At 45.2% G+C, this 19,724-nt stretch carries 16 protein-coding genes; 4 read left to right on the top strand and 12 right to left on the bottom strand.

All coding sequences use genetic code 11. From position 1 onward, the window contains the following. Positions 1-16 precede the first annotated feature (16 nt). Entirely contained in the window at positions 17-1,696 is a 1,680-nt protein-coding gene (locus GJQ68_RS20015) for a mechanosensitive ion channel family protein (RefSeq protein WP_162419050.1), read from the top strand. Positions 1,697-1,711: 15 nt separating this feature from the next. Here GJQ68_RS20015 and GJQ68_RS20020 read toward each other — a convergent pair whose 3' ends face one another. After that, positions 1,712-2,473 (bottom strand): DeoR/GlpR family DNA-binding transcription regulator, encoded by a 762-nt coding sequence (locus GJQ68_RS20020; RefSeq protein WP_162419051.1) that lies wholly within the window; start codon positions 2,471-2,473, stop codon positions 1,712-1,714. 95 nt (positions 2,474-2,568) lie between these two features. On the opposite strand from GJQ68_RS20020, the gene GJQ68_RS20025 reads away from it, so the two are divergent. From GJQ68_RS20025 to GJQ68_RS20035, 3 genes are read left to right on the top strand one after another with little or no spacing between them, the layout of a single operon-like run. Beyond that, positions 2,569-4,143, top strand: coding sequence for a glycerol-3-phosphate dehydrogenase/oxidase (locus GJQ68_RS20025; RefSeq protein WP_162419052.1), 1,575 nt, complete (start codon positions 2,569-2,571; stop codon positions 4,141-4,143). 5 nt (positions 4,144-4,148) lie between these two features. After that, the gene (gene glpK, locus GJQ68_RS20030; RefSeq protein ID WP_162419053.1) at positions 4,149-5,651 is read left to right on the top strand and encodes a glycerol kinase GlpK; all 1,503 of its coding nucleotides are present in this window, start codon (positions 4,149-4,151) and stop codon (positions 5,649-5,651) included. Between the two features lie 5 nt (positions 5,652-5,656). Next, a complete protein-coding gene (locus GJQ68_RS20035) occupies positions 5,657-6,403 on the top strand; it encodes an MIP/aquaporin family protein (protein WP_162419054.1) in 747 nt (248 codons plus the stop codon). 2 nt (positions 6,404-6,405) lie between these two features. Here the strand turns inward: GJQ68_RS20035 and rodA are convergent, their stop codons facing one another. The 11 genes from rodA to ccsA form a co-directional block, all read right to left on the bottom strand. Next, a complete protein-coding gene (gene rodA / locus GJQ68_RS20040; protein WP_162419055.1) occupies positions 6,406-7,680 on the bottom strand; it encodes a rod shape-determining protein RodA in 1,275 nt (424 codons plus the stop codon). Then, positions 7,681-9,483: a penicillin-binding protein 2 gene (gene mrdA, locus GJQ68_RS20045; RefSeq protein ID WP_162419056.1), complete on the bottom strand. Its 1,803-nt coding sequence runs from the start codon at positions 9,481-9,483 to the stop codon at positions 7,681-7,683. Further along, a complete protein-coding gene (locus GJQ68_RS20050) occupies positions 9,484-9,861 on the bottom strand; it encodes a rod shape-determining protein MreD (protein WP_317174463.1) in 378 nt (125 codons plus the stop codon). Between the two features lie 140 nt (positions 9,862-10,001). Beyond that, positions 10,002-10,835 carry a rod shape-determining protein MreC gene (gene mreC, locus GJQ68_RS20055; protein ID WP_162419058.1) on the bottom strand — a complete coding sequence of 278 codons (834 nt, stop codon included), beginning with the start codon at positions 10,833-10,835 and terminating at the stop codon, positions 10,002-10,004. A gap of 7 nt (positions 10,836-10,842) precedes the next feature. Next, complete coding sequence (locus GJQ68_RS20060) at positions 10,843-11,871, bottom strand: rod shape-determining protein (protein WP_092172517.1); 1,029 nt, start codon at positions 11,869-11,871, stop codon at positions 10,843-10,845. A gap of 239 nt (positions 11,872-12,110) precedes the next feature. After that, entirely contained in the window at positions 12,111-13,637 is a 1,527-nt protein-coding gene (gene purH, locus GJQ68_RS20065) for a bifunctional phosphoribosylaminoimidazolecarboxamide formyltransferase/IMP cyclohydrolase (RefSeq protein WP_162419059.1), read from the bottom strand. 133 nt (positions 13,638-13,770) lie between these two features. Continuing rightward, positions 13,771-14,328 (bottom strand): phosphoribosylglycinamide formyltransferase, encoded by a 558-nt coding sequence (gene purN / locus GJQ68_RS20070; protein WP_162419060.1) that lies wholly within the window; start codon positions 14,326-14,328, stop codon positions 13,771-13,773. Positions 14,329-14,404: 76 nt separating this feature from the next. Continuing rightward, entirely contained in the window at positions 14,405-15,346 is a 942-nt protein-coding gene (locus GJQ68_RS20075) for a glycoside hydrolase family protein (protein ID WP_235941816.1), read from the bottom strand. A gap of 30 nt (positions 15,347-15,376) precedes the next feature. Further along, a complete protein-coding gene (locus GJQ68_RS20080; RefSeq protein ID WP_162419061.1) occupies positions 15,377-16,249 on the bottom strand; it encodes a geranylgeranylglycerol-phosphate geranylgeranyltransferase in 873 nt (290 codons plus the stop codon). A 99-nt stretch (positions 16,250-16,348) separates the two neighbouring features. Then, entirely contained in the window at positions 16,349-17,125 is a 777-nt protein-coding gene (locus GJQ68_RS20085; RefSeq protein WP_162419062.1) for a Rossmann-like and DUF2520 domain-containing protein, read from the bottom strand. Between the two features lie 67 nt (positions 17,126-17,192). Next, the gene (ccsA, locus tag GJQ68_RS20090; protein ID WP_162419063.1) at positions 17,193-19,721 is read right to left on the bottom strand and encodes a cytochrome c biogenesis protein CcsA; all 2,529 of its coding nucleotides are present in this window, start codon (positions 19,719-19,721) and stop codon (positions 17,193-17,195) included. Positions 19,722-19,724 lie beyond the last annotated feature (3 nt).

The following is a 19,724-nucleotide window of genomic DNA, read 5'->3' on the forward strand; positions in this document are numbered from 1 at the left end:
TATTTCTTTTGCAACTATGAAAAAAAGTTTTTTACTTCTTCTAAGTTTCCTGTGTGCTCAGCTTTATTTTTGTTCCTCTGCTTCCTTTGGGCAGGTATTTGATGCCGACATTTCCTACCTGCCCGATACCACCGATAACCATGATTTCGGCACTCCCTATCACACTACCTACACGTTTTTTTATCACCTGAATGAACAAAACTTTGATCCATCTATTTCCGCAGAGGCGTTGAATATGGAAGGAAGTGAAGGCCAAAATCCGGAAGCGCTGGCCGTCATGTTAAAACAGGTCTTTGACGGAAATGGCGTTTTCGTACAGATGAACGACGTACCCAATACCCCTAACTATCGGGATACGGTGCGAAATGGCAAGGAGATTTACGTTTTTGACGAAATTATCCTACCCGCTGTTTATTTGGAAAAAGTTGGAAATCGCTGGCTATTTTCACCTGTCACCGTTCAGAATATTAAATCGCTGCATAAGGAAACCTATCCGTATGGAACCGATAAGTTACTGACTTTATTACCCAAGCTTGGCAGTGAGGTTTATTTTGGCCTTCATCTCTGGCAGCTCTTTGGCCTGTTCTTTTTATTACTAATGGTCTTTATCAGCCATAAGCTGTTTACCTTTCTGGTAGACCGGGGACTGTTTTTTATGCTCGTCAGGGCGGGTTACGGAAAGCTTGGTAAGAAATACCTGTTGCCAGTGGCAAGGATAGTAAGTATCTACCTGATTGTGTTATTTCTTGCCATTTTTATTCGGGTGCTCCAACTACCCATTTCGATCGTTTCCTGGGTGACGATTTTACTAAATGCGGTAAAACCGTTTATTGTGACGGTTATCTTTTACAAGCTGGTGGATGTTTTTTCCGGTTACATGGAACGGATGGCAGAGAAGACCCGGTCTACATTGGATGACCAGCTGGTACCATTGGTACGAAAGACGCTGAAGGCATTTGTCATTGTGGTTGGGTCCCTGTTTGTACTCAAGTATGGCCTGCGAATTGACATCGTCCCATTTTTGACCGGATTATCGATCGGAGGCCTGGCATTTGCCTTGGCAGCACAGGATACCATCAAGAACTTTTTCGGATCGGTTATGATTTTCGTAGACAAGCCATTTCAGGTAGGAGACTGGATCACCAGCGGTGACGTGGATGGCACCGTGGAGGAGGTAGGGTTTAGGTCTACCCGGGTGCGGACGTTTAGAAATTCGTTAATGTATATTCCGAATGGCAAAATTGCAGATGCCACGGTTGATAATCACGGTCTTCGTAACTACCGACGATTTTACAGCACCATTACGATAACCTATGATACGCCACCGGAATTGGTTGAAGTATTTGTGGAGGGGCTGCGAAAAATCGTTCAGAATCATCCCAAAACCAGAAAGGATTTTTATAATATTTATCTGAACAACCTTTCCGCCTACAGCCTGGATATTATGTTCTATGTGTTTTTTGAAGTGCCAAGTTGGCCCGAGGAGCTAAAGGCCAGGGAAGATTTAATTTTAGCTGCCATCCGCCTGGCTAACAAACTTGAAGTGCGCTTCGCCTTTCCTACTCAAACGTTACACATGGAAACCTTCCCTGAAAAAAAAGGGTTTACTCCTATTTATCAAGGTGAAAAGGAAGGATATCAACGAAAACTGGATCAGTTTATTAAAGGGGAAATAAACGGAGAACAGCCTTCTTGATAAAAGTATTTTGGCTTAGACAATCAGTACTTCGACGCCCTTATCTTCTAACACCTGTACGTAGTGTAGGGGAAGGTCCTGATCTACAATGATGGTATCAATGTCCTCGATATTGGCGATCTTTCCAAAGCTCTTTTTTCCGAATTTACTACTGTCTGCCAAAACGATGGTTTTTTGAACCGATCCGATCATGATGTGATTGAGGTGGGCCTCCATCATGTTGGAGGTGGTCAGGCCGAATTCAGAATCAATGCCGTCAACGCTGATGAAAAGTTTGCTACAGGCAAAATCCTTGATCATGGATGCGGCAAAATGACCTACCACCGAGCTGCTGCTTTTTCGAACTGCCCCGCCCAACTGGACAATTTCAACCTGGGGATGGTCTAATAAGGTCATACTGACGTTCAGAGCTCCCGTAAGTACGGTCAAGGGCAGGTCTTTTGGAAGGGCACGGGCAAAAGCGAGTACCGTGGTGCCCGATCCGATGATGATCGCATCTTTTTCTTTTAGCAGTTCAGCTGCCTTTCTGGCAATGGCCCGCTTTTGCTCCACTTGTACCAGTTGTTTTTCGTAGACAGGTTTGTCATTTACATAAGGTGCTACCGGGGTAGCACTGCCATGAGACCGGAATAGCAACCCTTTGTCCTCAAGTATTTTCAGGTCTTTCCGAACCGTTACCATGGTCACATTCATTTCTTTGCTCAGGGCCGCTACGCTCACATATCCAACCTGATCTAACTTGTCCAAGATGTACTTATGTCTTTCCGCTATTACCATATTGAAGCTATTTCACATTAAAGATATAAAAAAATATTTCTTTTTGTTTCTTTTTGTTTCCTTTTGACTTACTTTAGTAAGGTAAAAGGTAGGTAATGAAAAGAAAAGATAATTTATCCAGGGTAGAAAACGCTGCTAAGGCAGCGGAAATATGGGATTTAGTAATAATAGGAGGCGGAGCTTCGGGCTTAGGAGTGGCATTGGATGCTTTGTCCCGGGGTCTAAAAGTTTTGTTATTGGAAAAATCGGATTTTGCCAAGGGGACTTCCAGTAGGAGTACTAAGTTGGTGCATGGAGGAGTCAGGTATTTGGCTCAAGGTGAGTTGGGCTTGGTATTGGAAGCCTTGAAAGAACGGGGAAGGCTTTTAAAAAATGCTCCTCATCTAACCGTTAACCAATCGTTTGTGATTCCCTTATATACGTTCATCGACCGTTGGAAATATTCCATAGGCCTGAAAATTTACGACTGGATGGCTGGAAGCCTGCGATTGGGAAAGTCTACTTTTGTATCAAAAGAAGAAACGTTAAAAAAACTTCCCAGGATTCGCAAAAAGGGCCTGAGAGGGGGGATTGTTTACCAAGACGGACAGTTTGACGATGCCAGACTAGCCTTGATGGTAGCCCGCACCTGCAACGATATGGGAGGGTGCATGGTAAATTATGCCAAAGTAAACGAATTGTGTAAAGATGATACCGGAAAAATCGAAGGGTTGACCTTCCGGGATGTGATCGAAAAGAAAAATTACCAGGTAAAAGCTCGGACTGTGATCAATGCAACGGGAGTTTTTGCCGATAAAATACTCCAGCTGGATCAGCCCGGAACGCCAAAAATGATTCAGCCCAGCCAGGGTGTTCATTTGGTTTTGGACGGCTCTTTTTTAGGATCATCGAATGCGCTGATGATTCCGGAAACCTCGGACGGAAGGGTTCTTTTTGCGGTACCTTGGCAGGGAAAGCTAGTCGTCGGCACCACGGACACCTTGCGAAAAAAGCCAAAAATGGAGCCTCAGCCACTATCCTCCGAAATCGCTTTTATTTTGGAAACGGCTGGACAGTATTTGGAAAAGGCCCCTACCCGGGACGATGTGCTGTCGGTGTTTGCCGGTTTACGGCCCCTGGCAGCACCTAAGGAAGGCAGTACCAAGACCAAGGAAATTTCCAGAAGTCATAAAGTGATCGTTTCCGATAGCCAATTGATTACCATTACGGGAGGTAAATGGACTACGTTTCGGAAAATGGGAGAAGACACGGTAGATGCCCACTACAAGGTGCATTCATTGAAAGTCGCAGAGAGCAAGTCCGCCAATAAGCGTTTGCATGGGTATACGGATACCTTGGAGGAAGGTCATCTCCAGCTATATGGCTCCGAAGCCGCAGAAATCCGACATCTCCAGAATACTAATCCTGACTGGGCCAAACCCATTCACGAGGATTATCCTTATACGGGTGCGGAAGTTATTTGGGCGGTACGCGAAGAAATGGCCCAAAAGGTAGAAGATTTTCTTTCAAGAAGGTGTCGGATTTTGTTGTTGGATGCTAAGGCGGCATTGCACATGGCACCGAAAGTAGCCGCACTAATGGCTTCAGAGCTTGGAAAAGATGAGGCCTGGATCATGTCAGAACTCGAAGATTTTTATAGATTAGCCAAGAAATATTTAATTCATAAATAAACCCAATGGAGCAGGATAACCAGTATTTGATGGCGATGGATCAGGGAACGACTAGTTCCAGAGCCATCATTTTTAATAAAAAGGGGCAGGTAGTGGCCTCTGCGCAAAAGGATTTCGAGCAACTATTTCCACAATCGGGATGGGTAGAGCATGACCCCAGAGAGATATGGACCTCTCAGGCATCGGTAGCGACGGAGGCCATCACACGGGCAAATATCAGTGCGCATCAAATTGCCGGTATCGGTATTACCAACCAACGAGAAACCACCATTTTATGGGACAGGGAAACCGGAGAGCCCATTTTTAATGCCATTGTATGGCAAGACAGGCGAACGGCTGCGTATTGCAATTCCCTAAAGGAACAGGGCCATGCCGATTTGGTACGAGATAAAACCGGATTGATCATTGATGCCTATTTTTCCGGAACTAAAATCAAGTGGATATTAGACCATGTGGAAGGGGCCCGGGAAAAAGCGAAAAAAGGAGCGATTTGTTTTGGTACGGTGGATAGCTGGCTGGTTTGGAAAATGACCGGTGGGAAGGAACACATTACGGACATTACCAATGCCAGCAGAACCATGATTTTCAATATCCACAACAAAGCCTGGGATGATGAATTATTGGAGCTGTTGGATATCCCAAAGGCCATTTTGCCTGAAGTGAAGTCCAGCAGTGAAGTGTACGGAACCACTTCCGGAGATCTATTGTCGGCAAAGATTCCTATTGCCGGAATAGCCGGTGATCAGCAGGCCGCTTTGTTTGGTCAATTATGCACCGAACCGGGCATGGCCAAAACCACTTATGGGACGGGGTGTTTTTTGGTAATGAACACCGGGGATAAACCGGTAAAATCCAACAATCAATTGCTGACGACCGTTGCCTGGCAGGTGGGGGACCAGGTGCAGTACGCACTGGAAGGCAGTGTGTTTATTGGTGGAGCGGCTATTCAGTGGCTAAGAGATGGTATATCTGTTCTAAACGACGCAAAGGATAGCGAGAAAATGGCAAAGAGCCTTCCCGATAATGGAGGCGTTTACTTTGTGCCTGCGCTTACGGGATTGGGAGCTCCCTACTGGGACCAGGATGCGCGCGGTTCCTTTTTTGGAATTACCCGCGGTACCACCCGTGCGCACATGGTACGGGCTGGATTGGAAGCCATAGCCTATCAGGTGTACGATGTGTTAAAGGCGATGGAAAAAGATGCGGGTGAAGATGCCAAAGAAATGCGTGTAGATGGCGGCGCTACCGCCAATGATTTTTTGATGCAGTTCCAGGCAGACCTTACCCAATGTACCATCAAAAGACCTGAAATCCTTGAAACCACAGCCCTGGGAGCCGCCTATCTCGCCGGCTTGGCGGTCGGATATTGGAAGGATATGGACGAAATCAACGCATTGTGGAAGGCCGACGAGTCGTTTACCCCCCAACAGGATAAGGCTTCCATGGATAAAAACCTGGAATACTGGCACAAGGCGGTAGGAAGAACCCTTAACTGGTTAACGAACTGATAGCGATGAACGTATTTGCAGCTGAATTTGTCGGAACGTCCCTTCTTCTAGCCATGGGCTCGGGAGTGGTGGCAAACGTAGTGTTAAATAAGACCAAGGGATTTGATTCCGGATGGATTGTCATCACCACCGCCTGGGCCCTGGGGGTGTTTATCGGAGTAGTGGTGGCAGGCCCCTATAGTGGGGCCCATTTAAATCCTGCAGTAAGCATTGGCCTGGCAATAGCCGGCGATTTTGAGTGGAACCAGGTACCCAAATACGTACTGGCGCAGGTGCTCGGAGCCATGTTTGGTTCCGGTATTGCCTGGCTGGTATATAAAGACCATTTTGATGTCACGGAAGATCCTGGATTGAAATTTGCGCCTTTTGGTACGGTGCCGGCTATTCGCAATCTGCCCTCCAATCTGATATCGGAAATCGTAGGTACTTCTGTGTTAATCATCGTGATCCTTTATTCCACCGGTCCCGTATTGCAGGATGGCAAAGGTACTCCTATTGGATTAGGTTCATTGGGTGCCCTGCCGGTGGCATTTTTGGTGTGGGTCATTGGTCTCTCGCTGGGCGGTACTACCGGCTATGCAATCAACCCCGCCCGGGACCTGGGGCCCAGGATTATGCATCAATTGTTACCCATTAAAGGGAAAGGAAGCTCCGACTGGGCTTACAGTTGGGTACCGATAGCGGGACCGATTCTGGGTGCTGCCCTTGCAGCCGGTATCTACCTGCTTTTGGGAGTGGGCGGAATGGTTTGAACTTAGTAACTTCTGCCCAATATTTGAATCCGGTGAGAGTCCAGTTTAATGAATATAAAAAGAAGGAGTGTAAAGGACCATAGCGAAGAACCTCCATAACTAAAAAACGGTAATGGAATACCAACCACTGGAAACAAGCCGATGGTCATGGCTATGTTGATGGAGAAATGGAAGAATAATAAGCTTAACACGCAGTACCCGTAAATCCTGGAAAAGCGAGTTTTCTGGCGTTCGGCCAGGAATACAAGTCTGAGTAGCAGGGCAACGAACAGGGAAATCATGACCAGGCTCCCTACCCAGCCAAACTCTTCTCCGAGTGTACAGAAAATGAAATCGGTATGTTGCTCGGGTACAAAATCGAATTTCGTTTGGGTGCCCTCCAGGTAGCCTTTACCTAACAATCCTCCCGAACCAATGGCGATTTTAGATTGGGTAACATTCCAGCCGACTCCCAGGGGGTCTACATCCGGGTCAAAGAGCACCATGATTCGGTTTTGCTGATGGGGCGGTAATTTTTCCACTACCCGATCCAGACTATAGGCGTAGGTCACCATCAAAACCCCTAGAAAGAAAATGCCGAGCAGGTTTTTCCAGGATTTTTTACTGGCCAGCACCATTAGCACTACTACCACCGCCAACCCTCCAAAAAGGTACCAGTTATTGTTGATCGTTAGGGTAAGAATGGAAAGGCCGATAAGGCCCAGCGAAAAAACATAGTATTTTTGAGGCATTCCCTCGCGGTACAGCATGATAAAAAACGAGCTATAGACCATCGCGGTACCGGTATCGGGTTGCAGCATGATTAAGGCAACAGGAAGCAGAATGATGCCCATGGCCTTGGCCTGATGACTCCATTTTCCAAGATCAAAGGTCGGGTTTTCCATAAGTTTAGCAAGCGCCAATGCCGTCGCAAACTTTGTGAATTCGGCGGGTTGGAGTCGAAAAATCCCCAGTTCAAACCAGGCCCGCTGACCGTTTATTTCCTTGCCTATGAACGGTGTTAAAAACAAAATGACGATGAAGACCAGGTATAGTACCAGGCTTAAGTTCTGAAATAGCCGGTAATCTGCTACCATTATCAACGTGATCAATACCACCGCAGTCCCTATCCAAATTAATTGTTTTCCTGAATTGATGGAAAAATCGAAAATAGAGGTATTGTTTTGCCCGTCGTAAACTGCTGCGTAGATATTCAGCCAACCTACCAACACCAGGGCGAAATACAGACCGATGGTTATCCAGTCTATTTTGTGAAAATATGTATCTTTCTGTCTCAATTAATAAATGAATTCACCGGCTAGCACATACTCCTCCAATAGGGGCCTGTTAATTTCCCGGGTCAGGTATTTTTCTATAAGCAAGCTGGCGGTACTTGCCGCGGCCCGTCCCCCCCATCCGGCATTTTCCACGTATACGGCTATCGCAATTTGGGGGTCTTCTTTGGGGGCGAAGGCGATGAAGACGGAATGGTCCTCTCCTGCGGGATTTTGGGCAGTACCCGTTTTACCGGCAATGGCGATGTCATCCATGATGGCTCTTGCGGCAGTTCCTGATAATGCGGCGGCCATGGCATCCTGAACCATGTCAAAGTGCACCGAATCGATGCCGGTGTATCTTTTTGTTTTAAATCTATCCGGAATTCTGGAGGGGTCACCATTGATCGCTTTGATAAGATGAGGGGTATAGTAATATCCCTTATTGGCAAATATGGCGGCCAGATTTGCCATCTGAAGGGGAGTGACCAGCATCTCACCTTGTCCGATAGAAAGCGAATAGATGGTGGAATATTTCCAGCGGTTTTCACCATATATCCGATCGTAGAGCTGGCTGGAGGGAATAGAGCCACCTTTTTCCCCATGCAAATCGATTCCCAGACGATCCCCAAGTCCAAATTTCAAGACTGACTCCCTCCAATTATCTAATCCTATCCGTGTGTCCGTATAGGTATTTTGGGATACTTCGCGATTGATAATTTGCCGAAAAGCCTGGTGGTAGTAAGGGTTGCAGGAGTTGCGGATAGCACCGAAAAGGTTTACCGGACTCGGGTGGTTATGGCAATTCACCAAAGATCGGTTACAGGCAAAGGTGGTGTTGGGAGTAAGTATGCCTTCCTGCAATCCGATCAGGGATTGTACAATTTTGAAAATGGACCCGGGAGGGTACATGGCCATGATAGGCCTGTTAAACAGCGGTTTTTCAGGGTCAAGATTTAGCTTTTGGTAATTTTCTCCAAACTTGGCTCCCGTGAGAATATTGGGGTCGTAAACCGGGGCAGAAATCATAGTCAGGATTTCTCCCGATTTTGGTTCAATGGCTACTACCGAACCTCGCTTACCGGTCATGAGTTTTTCTCCGTATACTTGTAATTCCAGGTCCAGCGTTGCCTGGAGGTTTTCCCCGGCGATGGATAGGGTGTCGAGATCCCCATTTTTAAAGGCACCCTTATCGATCCCTCTGACATTCACCAATTTGTATTTGGCCCCCTTTTTTCCCCGAAGGTCCGGCTCGTAATAAGATTCAATGCCACTTAAGCCTACGTAGTCCCCCTGGGTGTAATACCCGGAACTATCACGCGCCAGCTGAGGAGCATTGATTTCTCCGATGTAGCCCAGGGCATTGGATGCGGCAGATTGAGGATAGGCCCGCACAGATCGTGTCATGACAAACAGCCCTTTATAATCAATTAGAAAATCTTGAACCCGTGCAAACTCTTCATTTGAAATTTGCTTGATCAAAGGGGAGGGTTTTACCCAGGAATAATTTTTAGCGGCGTTAAAATTGGTAACCAATGACTGCTTTTCTATGCCGAAAAGCTCGCAAAACCGGGCGGTATCCTGCAGGTGAAATTCCCTGGGAATGACCATCAGGTCAAAAACCGGGTCATTAAAAACCAAAAGGGAATTGTTTCGATCATAGACCAAGCCCCGATACGGATGATCCACAACCCGTTGAATGGCATTTCGTTCGGCCTTTCGCAGGTAACTGTCATCGGTGACCTGAATCAAAAATAATTTCCCCAAAAGTACGAACGCTATCAGCCCAATAGTGACCGCAACTACCAACGACCTGCCTGTATACATTTAAATTACCCTTTCTTTTTTATAAAATAGTGCCTGCACGATGGCACCGACAATAAAAGTAAACGCCGTGCTGCTTAGTACTCTTATAACGACTGGCATGTACAATTCTGTTCCTAAACTATCGATATAAAAAAATAATAGATGATGTAAGAGTAAAAGCGGCAGGCTGTAAAAGATAAACCATCCCATACCCATGTTCAAAAAGGTAGGAGGGACGTTGTCATCGTATCCTCCCGTCGGAGTATTTACCTTTATCCATGGGTTCCGAATAAATCCTAAAAAAACGGCACTGGCCGCATGCATTCCTAGGCTATCGTAGAATAAGTCGATCAATAGCCCCATACAAAATCCAATGAGCATCAACGGAATCGTAGGCATTTCGTGTGGAAGGCTTAAAATGAAAAAGGCGTAGAGGAAACAAAAGGCGTATCCAAACAATACCAAATCCTTCAAGATGAAAATCTGAACCAGAAAATATAAAATAAAACTAAGGCTATATTTAAAAATCTTACCTGTGCTCATGGTTGCGGGTTCATAGGTTCGGTTTCCAAACTATCCAACTCCTCCCGAAGGTCGTTTTCTACCAGGTAGACAAAATTCAAGGTACTGAAATCCGCACTCAGGCTAATGGTAATGTCCAGGTAGTTGGTTTCGCTTCCCGGATTGGCCTCTTTGACCCTCCCGATGGAAATCCCTTCGGGAAAAACAGCATTATACCCCGAGGTGACGATCTCCTGGCCGGGAGCCACTTCTACATGGCGTGGCACATACAATAGTTTGGCTTCGTCCGATTTTCTTCCATCCCATTTGGTTGACGCAATGACTTCTGTGTCTTTAATCTTGGAGGAAATCAACAGGTCGGTATGCAATAACGAGATTACCGAGGAAAAATGATTGCTGGTACCTTTCACCCTGCCGATCACTCCTTGCCCATTAAAAACCCCCATTCCTTCTTTGATCCCATGTAGGGACCCCTTATTTAAAGTCAGGTAGTTTTGACTTTGATGAATGGAATTATTGATCACCCTTGCCGACCAGAATTCAAAAGAATTAGCCAGGGTACTATCCATTATTAATTCCGTGGAATCCTTAACCGGGGTTAATTCATCCAGGCGATTGAGTAGAGAAGCGTTTTTTTCGGCTAGCGATCGATTTACGGAATACAAGGAAAAATAGGACATAAAGTTGGTTTTAACCGACAGTATACTTCCGGTCAGCTTATTGCTGCTGTTAAAAAAAACCGCTCCCTGAGGTGAATTATGGGTAAAAACGATCCCTACTGCCAACAACTCCAGGACAAGAAAAAGAATGAGTGCCCTTAGTCTGTATAAAAATAAAAATATTTGCTGCATTCTATTTTTACGTCATGAGTACTGTTCTGAAATTATTGATGTTTTTTAATGCATTTCCGGTGCCTCTAACCACTGCTCTGAGCGGATCTTCGGCTATGTGAATCGGCAATTTCGTCTTTTGATGCAACCTTCTGTCCAGGCCTTTGAGTAATGCGCCGCCACCGGTAAGGTGAATGCCATTGTCGTAGATGTCAGCGGATAGTTCGGGTGGGGCTATTTCCAGTGCCTTAAGTACCGCTTCCTCAATTTTGGAAACCGATTTATCCAAAGCAAAGGCTATTTCAGAATAAGAAACCTTGATTACCTTTGGGATTCCCGTCATCAAGTCCCTGCCACGAATTTCATAATCTTCCGGCGCATCGTCTAATTCCGTCAATGCCGAACCGATGGCAATTTTCACCTTCTCCGCAGACCTTTCTCCAATCAATAAGTTATGCTGCCGTCGCATGTAATCCAAGATGTCTTTGGTGAAGGTGTCACCTGCCACCCGAATCGATTGGTCAGCAACAATTCCTGACAATGCTATTAAGGCAATTTCGGTGGTTCCCCCTCCAATATCCACGATCATGGATCCCATGGGCTTTTCTATATCTATTCCGATACCTATGGCTGCAGCGATCGGTTCGTAAATCATGTAGACTTCCTTGCCCCCCGCATGTTCGGCAGAATCCCGTACCGCTCTTTTCTCTACCTCTGTAATTCCGGAAGGAATGCAAATGACCATTCGGTGCGATTGGGGAAACATACCCTTGTTATGTCCGGGAATCATTTTAATTAGTCCCCGGATCATCTGCTCGGCGGCATAAAAGTCGGCAATTACGCCGTCTTTTAGCGGGCGAATGGTTTTGATATTTTCATGCGTTTTTTCATGCATGTTCATGGCCTCTCTGCCCACTGCCAAGACCTTATTATTGGTTTTGTCTATGGCGATAATGGACGGTTCGTCCACCACAATTTTTTCTTTATGAATAATAAGTGTATTGGCTGTCCCCAAATCAATGGCAATGTCACTGGAAAAAAAGTCAAATAATCCCATCTTGGTCTTTTCTAAATTAAATGATTATTGTTCCTTTAAAGGTAGCATATTTCAGTCCTTTAAAAGAACGGGTGCCTGCAAAAATAGTATCTTATTTCGGATTTATTCCTTAATGCATTCCCCTATTTATTCTTAGTAGCGGCAAAACCAAAAAAAGTCCGTAAGCATGTGCGCATGCTTCGGAAATTTTCTTCGATTTCTACCTAATTAGAAGCAATTAACCGGAGAAGACCCCCAAATCAATGTTTGAAGTGCCTGATACCTGTCATGACCATGCTCATGCCGTGGGCATCACAGTACGCAATACTATCCTTGTCTTTTATTGACCCACCGGGCTGCACTACCGCACGAATACCTGCTTGATCCGCTATCTCCACGCAATCAGGGAACGGGAAAAAGGCATCCGATGCCATCACGGCTTCTTTCAGGTCAAACCCGAAAGCCCTGGCTTTTTCAATGGCCTGCTTCAAGGCATCCACCCGGCTGGTTTGTCCTACTCCGCTGGAAAATAGCTGGTCTTTATTACTCAAGACAATGGTATTGGATTTGGTATGTTTGCAAATTTTCAAAGAAAACACCAAGGCATCCATTTCATCGGCAGTCGGAGCTTTTTTTGTGGCCAGTTGAAATTCGGTTTTGCTTTCTGTCTTCAAATCCTTGTCCTGCTGCACATAACCATTTAATAAGGTCTTTACCTGATCGGTTCCTTGCAGTTTTATTTTCTGCTTTAAAAGAATACGATTTTTTTTGCCCTTTAATACCTTCAAGGCATCTTCGTCAAATTCCGGTGCAATCAGCACTTCAAAAAACAAACCATGCATGGCTTCTGCCGCTGGCAGGTCTACGGGTTGGTTGGTGATCAAAACCCCACCGAATGCGGAAAGGGTGTCTGCAGCAAAAGCCTTTTCGTACGCCTCTTTGACTGTTTGGCCGAGGGCCACACCGCAGGCATTGGTATGCTTGAGTATGGCAAAAGCAGTTTCCCCCGGAAATTCTTCGATCAAAGCTACCGCTGCATCCACATCCACCAGGTTATTGTACGATAATTCCTTGCCATTTAACTGCTCAAATAAATCTTCCAGATTCCCATAAAAATGAGCGCTTTGATGTGGGTTTTCCCCGTAGCGTAGTTGCTTGGATTTTTCTTCACTGATTTTCAGCGCAGGAATGCTTTCTTCCCGATTGAAGTAATTAAAAATCTGGGTGTCATAGTGGGAGGAAACATTAAATGCCCGGGCAGCGAAATACCTGCGATCACTGCTTGAAAGCGACCCGTTCTGCGTCCTTAGCTTTTCTTCCAGGTCACCATATTGATCACGGGAGGCAATGATTGTTACATCTTGAAAGTTTTTAGCTGCTGCCCGTATCAATGCAATGCCTCCGATGTCTATTTTTTCGATAATGGCTTCCTCAGACGCTCCGGAGGCTACGGTTTCTTCAAAAGGGTAAAGGTCTACAATGACCAGGTCAATGGCCGGAATAGCGTATTCTTCAGCCTGCGCAAGATCATCTTCGTTGGCTCTGCGGTGCAAAATCCCTCCAAAAATTTTGGGATGAAGCGTTTTAACCCTGCCACCAAAAATGGAGGGGTATCCCGTTAGTTCTTCGACGGGCATTACTTCGGCACCTTGATCCTGAATGAATTTTTGAGTCCCTCCGGTGGAGTAAATCTTGACACCATTTTTCTTCAAAAGGTCAATAATGGGTTCAAGGTTATCTTTATAATAAACAGATATGAGCGCAGATTGTATTTTTTTTTCAGCCATCAGGTATGTTATTTTTTTTGTTTTCCGTTTTTGGTAGTCGATGCATTTGCAGGATCCCAATAAACCGGAAATATCGTTGGTGATTTTGATTTTAAATTTCTTTTAAGGAGGCAAAGGTAGGAAAATCAGGGCATTAAATCAGGCTTTCGATCACATTTGGATAGTATTTGTGTTCCAGTTCGTGAACTTTATCGGCGATCTGTTCGGGACTATCCTCTTTGTCAATGGCAACAGCCGCTTGAAAAATAATTTTTCCCTCATCATAATTTTCGTTCACCAAATGGATGGTAATTCCGGTTTCCTCATTTCCGGCATTTTTGACAGCCTCGTGAACACGCATACCGTACATCCCTTTACCCCCGTAGTTGGGAAGTAAGGCAGGATGTATGTTGACCATTTTGTCCGGAAACATCCGAATCAAGTCCACGGGGATTTGAAGCAAAAACCCTGCAAGTATCACAAAGTCAACCTTATATTTAACCAACTCCGCAGCTACTGCTCCATTTTCCAGCTCGGATTTCGAAAAAATTAGGGTAGGAACATTGAATTTTTTCGCTCTTTCCAGTACCCATGCATTTTTTTTATTGGAAGCGACCAATACAATTTTCCCTTTTTGAGAGGCCTGGAAGTATTCCATGATTTTTTGGGCGTTGGTGCCGCTTCCTGAAGCGAGAATGGCAAGGTTTTTCAAGATCTGCTAAATTTAGTTAGGTGATAAAATGATATGAAAAAAAGAATTTCTAATACGCAAGGGAATCCAGCTGGATTTATTCAGCAGGAAAATGGACGGCTACTTCCGGATGCATGGTGTAAAAACGAAATTGAGAACCATCATGAACCAGGATCCCGCTGGACTTATTATCCCCCATGATGGGGTTCTGAGGATATTTGGTCCATTTAACCAGGTCTTTGGAGACGGCTACATTCATGGTCCAGTCACTCCAGTCTTCGAGGGAAGTGCCGTGGTAATAGGCATAGTAGTGATCTTTGTATTTAATTACTTGATTTACAGCTACCCCATATTGATCGTAGGACTCAGGCCCCATTTGGATCACAGGATCATCTTGTACATTGGTCCAGGTAGTTAGATCCTCTGAAGTGGCCAGCCAGATTCCCTGATCGTTCCGTTCGTAAAAAAGGTACCAGGTTCCGTTTTCCACCCATACGGTAGGGGTGCCGTAAGGGCCTTCACTCAATGGGGATCCGTCTACCTGGCGAATATCCAGGTTTCCCTGGTTTTCCCAGTGTATTTTGTCTGAAGATGTCAGCATTTTCGCGATGTCGTTTTTCCCCTCGGCAAACATATAGTACTTACCGTCCTGTTTCCACACCATCATGTCCTCCACCCAGCTTTCCTTGAAAATGGGATTACCTTCGTGCCGGTTCCATTGAAAACCGTCTTCGGAATGAGCGTAGCCAAGTTTCAGGATGGTATTCTCCTCGTAATCTTCAAATCCCGTGTACCACAGATGATACCCGTCAGCTTCTTTTAATATAAAACCCCGTTCCCTAATTCGGCGATCCCAGGTAGTTTCACCGGTACCACTGAAGAGAGGGTTTCCGGGATGGGGAGTAAATTCGATAATCTCTTTGGGATAAGGTAAATTACCGTCAGTTTCACTACTTTCTCCGGTAGTGGAATTAGACTGGCAGGCTCCAACCAGGGAACAAACCAAAAGTGCCAGGAACTGCATCAACGTGTTTTTCATACCTCAATATAACGCAATTAATAGAAAAGATTAAAGAAAGCCCATGCTAAGAATCCCGGTAAGCATCAGGATTTTGGAAAACGTACTTAATTCGGTGAAATGCACTTTCCTGTCGGCTTTGTATATTTTCACCATAAACAGACCGAAGAACACGCTCAATCCGCTGAAATAAAGAAATAACAAGGGTTCGTTAATTTTAAATGTGACAAAGAGAATGGCACTGACAAACAGGAAAGCGATGAAAAAGATCACCTGCTTGGTTTTTCTAAAACCCAATACGATGGGTAGGGTGCGGCAACCGTGCTTCCGATCCCCATTTCGGTCTTCGATGTCTTTCAGTATTTCTCTGATTAAATTAATAAAAAAGGCAAACAGGGCATAGGTGAGTACCAAGAGCTCTGATTTTTGGTAGTAAAGGCCTACAATCCAAATTGCCAAACCGGTTAGAGCGGCCACGGTGAGATTGCCAATAAAGGGCAACCGTTTGAGTGAATTGCTGTAGAGCCAAAGTAGAAAGGCTGCCAGGAAGGTTATGGCACCAATTTTTGGGTGGACCAGCATGCCCAAAGCAATTCCAATCAGGTTCATGGCCGTGTGCAGGATCATGACCATCCGCCGTTTCATTCCCTTTCCAATAATCACCGCCTTGGGTCGATTCACGTAGTCTATTTTTACGTCGTAATAGTCATTGATCATATACCCAGATGCCGTGAGAATTACCGTGGAGGTAATGAGCAGGTACAAATGGTAATCCAACAAAATAAATTCCCCGGAGCGAGTAGTGCCCACCAGAAAAAAGGCAGTCATTAACTGCGCAAAAGCAACCATGAGCAGGTTCTCCGGACGGATGATTTTCACAAACGCACGGAAGGTAAAAGTCGGAGAAGCCTGTTTGTTTTTCATAATGCAAAATAACGACAATGGTATCAATAAGGGTAATATTTCCATGGAAAAAAAATCCACCATCAGCACTACAAAAAGGGAGGTAATCAATGGGTCATCCTATTGATTATCAAGGATATCCTGGGATACCATCTGGTATATTTCTGCCCATTGTTCGTTGGTTGCTAAAAAGCGGAGGTGGTTTTCCAGGGTGTCGAAATCCCCTCGCACCGCAGGCCCTGTTTGGGAAGCTTTGGCCCCCATCTGCAGGGATTTATTAATTTGCTCGATGATCAGCGGTTTTAACATCTCAAAATCCAGTCCCTGCTGCCTCATCAATGCCTCGGCCACCAATAGCATATGGTTGGTGAAATTGGACGCAAAAACAGCCGCCACGTGAATGGCACGGCGCTCAGATGATGGAACCAGATAATAGGGGGAAGAAAGGCTTTTGCAGAGGATTTTAAGTTTTTTTATTGTTTCGAATTCATCTGCTTCCAATAAAAAGGGCACCTCCTCAAACCCAATCTCCCGGCCTTTGGTTAAGCTTTGAAGTGGGTAGAGAATACCCGTGAAATCAGCCGAACTTTGGGCCAGAATATCCAGCGGCAGCACGCCACTTGTATGCAGCAGGGTACTGTTTTCAGGGAGTAATATCGCCTCTGCAATGCCTGCTACTGCTTGATCACTCACGGCGAGTATATAGATCCTGGCTGAACTTTCCGTAAAATCCAAGACATCGCATGCCTCCGTGCCATAAAGTCGGGATGAAAGTTTTTCAGCAGCAGCTAAATCTCTCCCATAGATTTCTGAAATGACGTGTCCGCCATTTTCCAGTGCGGAAGAAAGGTGATAGGCCACATTTCCAGTACCAATAATTGCAATTGTGAACTTCATGCCTGAAAAGTAAAAAAATAACCCCTAATTCACATCAGGGGTTAAGTAAATTCTGAGTAGCGGCACGTTATTCAAGGCCTTTTTTCTTCATTTTCTGAAACTCATCAAATCTCCTGAAAATGGCAACGCTAAATCCAATTAGCATCACGATGGTACCCAGCCAAAGGACATTTATCATCGGCTTTACAGCCGCTTTCATTACCACATAGTCCTTTTGATACGTACTTATTTTAAAGACAAACTTGTTATCTTCCGGTACGATGTTTTCAACCTCTACTTTAATTCCCAGATCATTGTCAATGTCTGCAATCTTGCCCACCTGATTCCCACGGATCAGAAAAACAGGTGCCAGCTTTTTCTCCACATCGTAATCCAATATGGTAAGGTTGGCTTTAACGGCCACATCTCCCTCCTCCAATGGTACCCCATCCAATTCATTGACCACTTCGGCACCCTCAAACTGGGTAACGAAATCGTTTATGAAAAATTGATCACCGGGGGCAGCATTCACTGATTCCGCCTCTTTCCATTCGGGTTCTTCGTAATCATTTATGGCAGAGACATGTGTATAAAGGTCTCGGGTCAGGTATCTTTTCGAATCCGGAGAGGAAATCAATCCCATGGTGGGATTGGGCTGCGACATGGGGTAAAGGGTAAACTTAAGTTCGTCATCCTGAAAATACTCTACTTTAAAGTAAGAGTTTTCCTGCAAAACAAGGCTTACCGTATCCCCCTTGGAATGGTAGAGTTGGTCATTGAACTGTATATCCTCCAGTGCTACTGCCTGGTTTATTTCGCCTGTAGCCTCCAGGGCATCGGCTTTCACATAGCCGGGAACCCCGGTCACTTTCTTATACCTTCCCCTGTAAATGACCTCATACTCTTTCATTTGCAAAGGCTTGTTAATCCAAAGTAGTACGTTCTCTTTATTCAGATCATCCTCCCAGTCTTTTTTATACGTCAAACCGGACATGTTGATGGAGATGGTGTCGGAATAGCCGGAAGAAAACATTACTCCTATCAGTATCATTCCCAATCCAATATGAGCCAGGGAACCTCCTGAAAGCTTGAAGGTCTTCTTTCTTATAAGTTTGATAAGGATGGTGCTATTGGCAACGATGGTAAAGGCACCTGCCAGAACGATCACGATGTAAGTGATGTCATAAACCTTCCCGATGGTGATGATCAACGCAGCCAGCACCATGGAGATGATGTAAGGGGTGACCAGGGAATTTTTCAGATCCTTTTTATCCATCTTGTTCCACCAGAAAAACTGCCCAATCCCAGTCAGTAACGCCAGGGCCACAGCAAACCAGACCTGAAACTTGGTGTAAAAACCAATTTGATCAGCAGGAGGTGCCAAATTTGAAAGGCCTCCAAAACTTTCGATCAAGGCATTGTATACTGGAATAGAGGTTGGAATAATGACCTGAAAGGCCATTAAACCCAGGGTAGTGGCACCAATAAATATCCAGAATTCTCTGGAATAAACGGAGGCCTCTTTTTCGGAAGTAGGAATATGTTTCCATTCCCTGACGGCCAGAAAAACAGCTACTACCAGAAAGAAAAGCATGTAAATCAACAGCTGTCCCGAGAGACCGAGATCGGTAAAAGAATGCACCGATGAGTCGCCCAATACGCCACTTCTTACAAGAAACGTAGCGTATAATACCAATATAAAGGAGCCGATAACCAACACCATGGAAGTTTTCAAAGCGGTGGTGCTTTTTTTGAAGGTAATCATGGTATGGATCGCTGCTACCATGATAAGCCAGGGTACATATACCGCATTTTCCACGGGATCCCAGTTCCAATAGCCTCCAAAATTAAGCGTCACGTATGCCCAATAGGCACCCATAATGATACCCATCCCAAGGATCATAGCAGAAAAGATGGCCCAGGGCAAAGCGGGTCGAATCCATTCAGAATACTTTTTTAACCCAAGCCCTGCCATCAAAAAGGCAAAAGGGATGAGTGTGGAGGCATAGCCTAAAAACAGTGTTGGTGGATGAATGACCATCCAAATATTTTGAAGGAGCGGATTCAAACCGGTACCATCCTCGGGGACAAACTCGGGATTGATCTGGAAAATGGGGGCATCGGATACATCCCGAAGCAACATGAAAGGAGAACTACCGATTTTGAGGTCGCCAATCACTACTCCTAAAATCATAGAAACCAAAAATGCCTGCACCAGCATAAATACCAGCATCACCGGGCCTTCCCAAAACCGGTTGGTGTGAATGACCACTAATCCTAATACCACATTCCAGAAAATCCAAAGGATGAAGGCTCCCTCCTGACCTTCCCAGAAGCTGGATATCATGTAATGAACAGGTAGGCCTATAGAGGAATGGGAATAGGCATAAAAATATTCAAAACGATGGTTGTAGATAATTTCGAACAAGGAAAATGCAATGGCAACGGATGCAATCCCATGAATGTAGAACGTGATCCGGCTAAAGTTTCTCCAGGAAGGTTTTTCCAGTTCACTGGCACGGGTAAAATAATAATAGGAAATGGCAGAAATCAATGCACTGACAAAAGCCAGAATTACCATGAAATGGCCCAGATTACCCATAAAGGTATTCATCATATT

It is taken from the genome of Cyclobacterium roseum, from assembly GCF_010119225.1.
GTDB lineage: Bacteria > Bacteroidota > Bacteroidia > Cytophagales > Cyclobacteriaceae > Cyclobacterium > Cyclobacterium roseum.